This window comes from Rheinheimera pacifica (assembly GCF_900108485.1).
Lineage (GTDB): Bacteria > Pseudomonadota > Gammaproteobacteria > Enterobacterales > Alteromonadaceae > Alishewanella > Alishewanella pacifica.
This window is the reverse complement of the sequence record NZ_FNXF01000034.1, coordinates 1-6,786: the sequence shown is the minus strand read 5'-3', so window position 1 is coordinate 6,786 and position 6,786 is coordinate 1. Positions and strand designations below refer to the sequence as shown.

At 48.4% G+C, this 6,786-nt stretch carries 10 protein-coding genes; 5 read left to right on the top strand and 5 right to left on the bottom strand.

Annotation, left to right across the window (positions count from 1 at the left end; all coding sequences use genetic code 11):
- The coding region (locus tag BLW68_RS20680) for a heavy metal sensor histidine kinase (protein WP_092797156.1) at positions 1-1,106 on the top strand (1,106 nt) is incomplete at its 5' end.
- A 33-nt stretch (positions 1,107-1,139) separates the two neighbouring features.
- Here the strand turns inward: BLW68_RS20680 and BLW68_RS20675 are convergent.
- The 3 genes from BLW68_RS20675 to BLW68_RS20670 form a co-directional block, all read right to left on the bottom strand.
- Positions 1,140-1,763: a LysE family translocator gene (locus BLW68_RS20675; protein WP_019677812.1), complete on the bottom strand. Its 624-nt coding sequence runs from the start codon at positions 1,761-1,763 to the stop codon at positions 1,140-1,142.
- Between the two features lie 174 nt (positions 1,764-1,937).
- Positions 1,938-2,102 (bottom strand): hypothetical protein, encoded by a 165-nt coding sequence (locus BLW68_RS21220; RefSeq protein ID WP_177172315.1) that lies wholly within the window; start codon positions 2,100-2,102, stop codon positions 1,938-1,940.
- Positions 2,103-2,265: 163 nt separating this feature from the next.
- Positions 2,266-2,751, bottom strand: coding sequence for an endonuclease I family protein (locus BLW68_RS20670; RefSeq protein WP_218141421.1), 486 nt, complete (start codon positions 2,749-2,751; stop codon positions 2,266-2,268).
- A gap of 26 nt (positions 2,752-2,777) precedes the next feature.
- On the opposite strand from BLW68_RS20670, the gene BLW68_RS20665 reads away from it, so the two are divergent.
- Positions 2,778-3,011, top strand: coding sequence for a tyrosine-type recombinase/integrase (locus BLW68_RS20665; protein ID WP_008950847.1), 234 nt, complete (start codon positions 2,778-2,780; stop codon positions 3,009-3,011).
- A 169-nt stretch (positions 3,012-3,180) separates the two neighbouring features.
- On the opposite strand, the gene BLW68_RS21520 is transcribed toward BLW68_RS20665, so the two are convergent.
- Both BLW68_RS21520 and BLW68_RS21715 read right to left on the bottom strand, forming a co-directional pair.
- Complete coding sequence (locus BLW68_RS21520; protein WP_092797154.1) at positions 3,181-3,600, bottom strand: helix-turn-helix domain-containing protein; 420 nt, start codon at positions 3,598-3,600, stop codon at positions 3,181-3,183.
- Positions 3,601-3,615: 15 nt separating this feature from the next.
- Positions 3,616-3,708 (bottom strand): type II toxin-antitoxin system HigB family toxin, encoded by a 93-nt coding sequence (locus BLW68_RS21715; RefSeq protein WP_425438506.1) that lies wholly within the window; start codon positions 3,706-3,708, stop codon positions 3,616-3,618.
- A gap of 203 nt (positions 3,709-3,911) precedes the next feature.
- Between BLW68_RS21715 and BLW68_RS20650 the strand changes: the two genes are divergently transcribed.
- From BLW68_RS20650 to BLW68_RS20640, 3 genes are all read left to right on the top strand, one after another.
- On the top strand, positions 3,912-4,199 hold the full coding sequence (locus BLW68_RS20650; RefSeq protein ID WP_092797152.1) for a helix-turn-helix domain-containing protein: 288 nt from the start codon (positions 3,912-3,914) through the stop codon (positions 4,197-4,199).
- A 170-nt stretch (positions 4,200-4,369) separates the two neighbouring features.
- On the top strand, positions 4,370-6,217 hold the full coding sequence (locus tag BLW68_RS20645; RefSeq protein ID WP_177172314.1) for a Calx-beta domain-containing protein: 1,848 nt from the start codon (positions 4,370-4,372) through the stop codon (positions 6,215-6,217).
- 311 nt (positions 6,218-6,528) lie between these two features.
- On the top strand, positions 6,529-6,786 hold a 258-nt coding region (locus BLW68_RS20640; protein ID WP_177172299.1), incomplete at its 3' end, for a transposase.

Below are 6,786 nucleotides of genomic sequence, written 5' to 3'. Positions count from 1 at the left end.
TACTGTACCGCAATGCCGACGTTGACTTAAGCCTGCTGGCTGCCAACACCCCGGCCAGCGCCGACTACAATGCCAAAACCATCCACCACTGGCAGCTGGACGGCAAAGCCTATCGCGGTGTGTTCAGCCGCCTGACCACGGCAGATCAGCACTATAAGGTAATTGCTGCTATTGATATCAGTTTTCATACCCATTTCTTGGCGCAGTTACAGCGCAGCCTGGGGCTGATTTTACTCGGCTCTGCACTGCTCACCTTGCTGGCGGCCTGGCTGGCGGTGCATCAGGGGTTGAATCCACTCAGAGGCCTTAGCGAACAAATGCGTGATATTCAAACCAGTAAACTGGATATTCGCTTGTCCCCGGGCGAGGTCCCGACCGAACTGCGCCACATGGTGCAGTCTTTTAATCTGATGTTAGATCGGCTGGAGCAGGGGTTTACCAAGCTGTCGCACTTTAGTGCCGACATCGCCCACGAGCTGCGCACGCCGCTGACCAATATGATCACGCAAACGCAGGTCAGCTTATCGCGCGCGCGCAGCGCCGACGAGTACCAGAATCTGCTGTTCTCCAATCTGGAAGAGCTGGAGCGGCTGAATAAAATGATTAGCGATATGCTGTGGCTGGCCAAAAGTGACAATGGCCTGTTAACACTGCAAAAGCAGCCGCTGGAGCTAAAGCAGGAAGTGGCCGCAATTTTCAACTTTTTCGAAGCCTGGGCGGCAGAAAGTCAGGTTGGCCTTAGCTATCACGGTGCCAATATTATTGTGCAGGCAGATCGCACCTTGCTGCGCCACGCCCTGACCAATTTATTATCCAATGCGCTTAGGTATACCCCGCCCGGCGAAACCATTACCGTCAGCACCACCGCAGCAGCCGACAGCACCACCATCACGGTAGAAAACCCGGGCCAGCCGATCCCGCCACAGCATTTGCCGTTTTTATTCGATCGCTTCTATCGTGCTGACGCCTCGCGCCAACGCCAGATAGAAGGCTCGGGTTTGGGCCTAGCCATTACCAAAGCCATAGTCGAAGCTCATCAGGGCCAGTTAAGCGTCGAATCAGATGCGCGCTCTACCCGCTTTAGCATCAGGCTTAAACTGGCGTGACGTCGGTTAAACTCACCGCGGTGCTATGCGGTATTAGCCAAGTAACATCCACAGCGCCACGCCAAACATCAGGCTGGCGCCGATGCGGTTTAAATACTGCACCCGGTTAGTTTTACTAAAAAACAGCGCCAAAGCTTTGCCGCCACTGGCGTACAGCAACATAGAGCCAAATTCCAGCAACAGAATAATTGCCACTAACACCAGCAACTGCGGCCAGAATGCCAGCTGGCTATCGATAAAGGGCGGCAGCAGCGCCATATGAAACGCCCAGCCTTTGGGGTTAGACACTGCCGTAATAAAACCCTGGCTAAATAAAGTACGCCGCGCCAGCCTGGCAGGCAGCTCGCCTGGTTGCGGCAACGCCAGTTTGCCTTTAGCACGCCACATTTGCAGGCCTATGTAAGTGAGATATACCGCACCGGCAACTTTAAAACCCTGAAAAAAAGCCGGAAACTGCAGCATTATCGCCGCCACACCGCACACCGCCAGTATTGCCACCAACGCCACGCCGAGCATTTCGCCCCACATCATCCACAGCGTACGGCGCACGCCCTGGCTCATGCCCAACGTCATCGCCAGTGTCATGCACATGCCCGGGGTAACCGAAACAAACAAAAACGTCGGAATAAACGCGCCCAGCAACGCCAGATTAACCATAACCACCTCAACTGCAAGATGGCGCTATTCTGGCCGGTTGCAGCAGCGCCAGCAAGGGCGTTAAGCGGGGTTTTTGGTCAACCCGGCGCAGTAGCAAAATTATTCACAAAGAGGTTTTATTGCAATGGTAAGCAGGCAAAGTAGGAACGCTATTTAAAGGATTTAGCCCAAAAATCAAAGCGACTCTCGCGGTATATCTTTGCCTTGCCCTGCACGCAGTTCTTCCTGCTGCGGTAACTCCTGCCAGCATCCTGCCAACTCACGTACGGTTTGCGGCCAGTCGGCGTGATAGCCTTTGTAGCCTTGCTCGTTACCGGGATAAGTAGTTGGTTCAGTCATAGCTAGCTCCAAGCCCTTATTTGAGAGTAAGTATAACGTTGCTGGTTGCAGAATCTAGTAAGCATTACCTTCCCGCATTTGTTATTAGATAGTTACCCTGACACCATTTCTTGCTTTCGCCTCTTTTAATGCATAAATTAATCACTATAATTTAACTTTTTAATTACGTTGCACAAAAAGGAATCGGTGCTATGGAGCAACAATCTGTTTTAAAAGATGTTTTTATCTCAATGGGTGCATGGGTTTGCTGTGTTTGCCTTGATAGCAGCTGGGTTACCACACCCTCAGCGCGGTTTTTATGCCCAAGAGACCAGGTGCGCTCTCCGGTTACAAAGGGATTTGAATGCCCCATACGTTTTGCAATGCGTCTATCTCGCTCGCGCTCCCACTCGGTAACGGGAAACTGCTTATCCCAAGCCATTAAAAGCTGCTGTTGTTGGCGAGACATGTTGAGGTCATAACGGTCGTGCATGTAAAAGTAAATCCGAGCGATTTGCCCTTTAATCGCATCGCGCGGCTCTGCGGCTCTTGCACTAAAATCGATTTTAACCGGACATTGACCATGCTGCGGCTTGGCATTAGAAAGCATGGTGAAGTTGAAATTGGAGCGGTCGGCATTGACTGGAACAGCTTTATCAGCGATACCCATCGAGTGATCAAGATGTGCTCTAGAGAGTGGGCTGTACTGAACAAACTTTAAGATGGAATGGTATTATACGGTCAGGTGTTCAGAAACACGTTACCGCACACACATTCAGGCACTCTTTCGCAACGCAGCTTTTAAAAGCGGGAACAGACATTCGTACAGTTCAAGAGCTGTTAGGGCATACGGATTTGAAGACAACTCAAATATATACACATGTCATCGGTCAACATTCATCAGGGACAATTAGCCCTATAGACCGATAATTTCGTTTTAAATAAACCGGGCTTCATGTCCGGTTTTGCGGTAAAAGCGGTCATTCGCATGCGGATTGTGTTGAGGTGCTGAATCTCTGCTTTTCGCTCATAACTGACTGTCGGGTTAGATTGGAACCTCTCGGCTAAACTGTCAGATAAGATATGAGCCACTACACTGTTAAAAAAATAATACTGGGCTGACGTCGAAGCGGCTGGCCAGATTAGCTATGTGTTCTCTGGTTAATTTTTTTTTGCCTGCCAGCACCTGCGATACCATGCTTTTTTTACCAATCTCATTTTCAAAATCCGTGGTATTAAGATTGTGTTGTTCCATCAGGACTCTCAGCGTCGCCACGGCGGGGTCTAAATCGTCCTGCCTGCTGCTAAACACCTCAAACCGCAGTGATCCCTTTTCATAGCGTGTAATCGCATTGCTAAGCGCTTCAATGATGATTAGGTTATCGTCGTACTGTTCAAGCAGCTGCTCCATTAAGGCCAGCGCCTGCTGATGCTCTGCAGCCGTGCTGATACCCGCCAGTATCGGCAGCTGGGCGGTAATGGAACCCGCCATTTTAGTGACTTCTGCTGTAGCTAACATTCGTTGAGCCTCCTGTTATCGGTACTTTTTACAAAGCACGTCATACTCTTTGTGAGTGATAATGTGCTTAACGTAAATCCGGTTGTGTCTGAACTCGATAAAGGCCAGCCTTCTTATAAGTTATTACCGCCAATATCGATAACCCACCACTTATCTTTGTACTTAAAGTTATCCAATAAGCTGAACTCTGCTTTAAGTTCGCCAATGGAGAAATAGCTTCAAAAAGAGCATACACAACCTAAGTATTACTTAACAAAGAAAGTTGTCATTTCTAAGAGAATCTTAGGCACCAATTTAGTTCAGGTGCCACGATGTCCGCAAAATCTAGTTTGCCATTACCCAAGCGCTTGAAAGCTGCCAGGCTCGCTGCAAAAATGACTCAGGAAAGTCTGGGGATCGCAGCGGGCTTAGATGAACATGTCGCCAGCGCCAGAATGAGTCAGTACGAAAACGCTGTCCATACACCGGATTATAATTTTGTTCGACAATTAGCAAAAATTCTCAAAATGCCAACGGCGTATTTCTATTGCGAAGAAGATGGACTGGCTGCGATGATTGCCTCGTACGGCAAACACCGTCCAAATGGTCCATCAATGTGAACACCTTCAATGTAATATTGCTTACAATCTCTGGATGAAACTACGGTTAGCCCTTTTAGGTAAATTTCTGCTTGCTTATAATCTAAGCATTGCTTAGATTTGTGTCTAAGGCTTCAGTTGAAAAACTGTAGACGCAAAGAACCTATTAGATAATGGCGGGCGTGTTGAACATGTACAACCTCAAGAAAAATGCATTGGCTGCAGGCATTCTGGCAGCAACATCAATGACTGTATTTGCTCAGTCGCATGTCCATGTAGCAAGCTGCGGTCATGATGAATTGACCAATCCGATTATCAACCAACTAGGCCAGAAGCGTTTTAGTGCCGCTATCGCAAAAAAAGCTGCGCCTTTTGCTGATGGTGCAGTTCGTACGACGAACTTTCAGGCCGCAGCTGATAATTTTATCGATGTAATAGTGTACGTTCATCCGTCATATATTGAGGATTTATCTCAGCCACTTCGGTTCGATGATAACAATAGGCCTATCGAGAATGGCGCCCAATTTATGCATAACCGCGTACAGGAGCAGTTCGATAAGGTTAACGCCGCTTTTGAGACGAACAACATCAATGCCCGGTATCGCGTAGCGTACATTCATCTGCTGGATGTTGAATTGCCAGAGCTTGGTAATACGGATGCACTTTATGATGAATTCGGTGAAATAGCACAATGTACTACCGGCGATTGGTTAGACTTCGCGCCGGAGTTCTGCAACACACCGGTTTATCAAGATGCATATAGATTGTTCAGTCAAAGTGGAGCTGACACTTTTCACTATTTGCGTACAGGGCGCGATAGCGGTTCGAACATCGTCGGATTAGGCGGATTTTTTAGCGGCTCTGTCACGTATGACGATTACGCAACCAATATGGCAGGCATGATTGCCAGTGGTGATGACCAATGGAATATTGATAAGTACCTTGAGCAATACGGTAGCGTTACTATCCACGAAGTCGGCCACGTTTTAGGCGCCAATCATCCTAATGAAGATGTTGACGGAAAAGGCCATCAAGCGCACTTCTGTGGCGAGCTGTCTCCTGACTCAAGTTTGAAAAAGCAGACCGTAATGGCATCTGGTGATGTACACCTGTTTTTCTCAGATCCTGCAATAGAGGTTCAAGGTGAAGCTTGCGGTATTACCGGGGTCGCCGACAACTCAGATGCGGTTCGCACTAATGCTCCTTTATTAGCATCTGTAGCAGATAAAGTCGCAGTAAGTAGCAATGTTGAGTTTACGCAGGACAGCATGATTGTTGATTCCGGGTCTGGTAAGCACACCTTGCGCTTACAGCGCACCGGCGATTTATCACAGCCTGTGTCGGTAAACTTAATGGCCATTGATAATACCGCGTGGGAATTACGTGATTTTCACTTCGGTTGGAAGGAAGCCACATTCGCCACTGGTGAAGCTTACGCGGATGTAGAATTTACAGCGCTAGAGCGCGATGGCAAACATACCGATACGCAGTTTGCTGTGAAAATGATGTATGCCACTGCAGGTTCAGTATCAACAGAACAAATGCAGGTAAATATTCAGTCAACGGACTTGCCCGTGGTTGGAAATGTTTCATTGGCACAAAGTGCCTATACAGTCGCTGAAAATGCTGGCAGCGTAACGCTGACCATTAACCGCACCAATGGTATGGATGGTGAAGCAGTCGTATCCGTGACTACCCGTAATCAAACCGCAATTGCCGGTACAGACTTTACTGCGATAGATACAATTCTAACCTTTGCTGATGGCCAAGAGTCAGCCACCGTAACAGTGAATATTACAAACAACAGTACCTACCAGGGCTCACGCACTTTTGCCGTAGATATTGCTCCTGTCACCGAGGGGTTAACCTCTGGCGCGACAACTGCGACCGTGACTATTACTGACGATGAAGTCTCTCCTGGTACTGGTGGTAGCGATGGTGGCTCAGGGAGCGATAGTGGCAGCAGTGGTGGCACGTTTAGTTTCTTCACACTGGCTTTTGGGTTACTGCTGGCTGCGCGGCGCAAGCTTATGGCTTGATGTTTCTTCAATACGTCAAAAACTATCAGCTACCTATGCGGCAAAGCTCACGAGTTGGCTTGGTAACTTTTACTTCCGGTTTCTGAGCAGTGAGCTATCTGTTGACGGGCAATGATGCTCTGGAGCAGCACAAACGTTGTTAAAGTCACGCCGTCTTATATACGAGCGTGACACAGTTTGGCCCCAGCTACACTGATTGACAAAGGTGAGTAATTATTTAGTAGGTGCGTCTTGAAAAGGGCAACGCTCTTCACTGGTAGTGTTCAAAATTCTGTGTCATTTCATTAAACTAAGCGAAAACGAGATGACACATGACCAACCCAACTTTCGATATACAAGCAGCCATTCAGGCATTACGTGATGGCAAAGGTTTGTCTGGTAAAGACGGTATCTTAACGCCGTTAATTAAACAACTGACCGAAGCAGCGATGCAGGCCGAGTTAGAGCAGCACCTTGAGCAAGATGAAGCCCCTAATCGCAAGAACGGCAGCTCTGCCAAAACCATGAAAAGCACCGCCGGCAGCTTTGAATTGAATACACCACGTGACCGTGCCGGTAGCTTTGAGCCG

Bases quoted from the DNA above. Each gene is read 5' to 3' on its own strand.
- BLW68_RS20675 (WP_019677812.1), bottom strand. From the start codon at position 1,763: ATGGTTAATCTGGCGTTGCTGGGCGCGTTTATTCCGACGTTTTTGTTT.
- BLW68_RS21220 (WP_177172315.1), bottom strand. From the start codon at position 2,102: ATGACTGAACCAACTACTTATCCCGGTAACGAGCAAGGCTACAAAGGC.
- BLW68_RS20670 (WP_218141421.1), bottom strand. From the start codon at position 2,751: ATGGGTATCGCTGATAAAGCTGTTCCAGTCAATGCCGACCGCTCCAAT.
- BLW68_RS21520 (WP_092797154.1), bottom strand. From the start codon at position 3,600: ATGTTAGCTACAGCAGAAGTCACTAAAATGGCGGGTTCCATTACCGCC.
- BLW68_RS20650 (WP_092797152.1), top strand. From the start codon at position 3,912: ATGTCCGCAAAATCTAGTTTGCCATTACCCAAGCGCTTGAAAGCTGCC.
- BLW68_RS20645 (WP_177172314.1), top strand. From the start codon at position 4,370: ATGTACAACCTCAAGAAAAATGCATTGGCTGCAGGCATTCTGGCAGCA.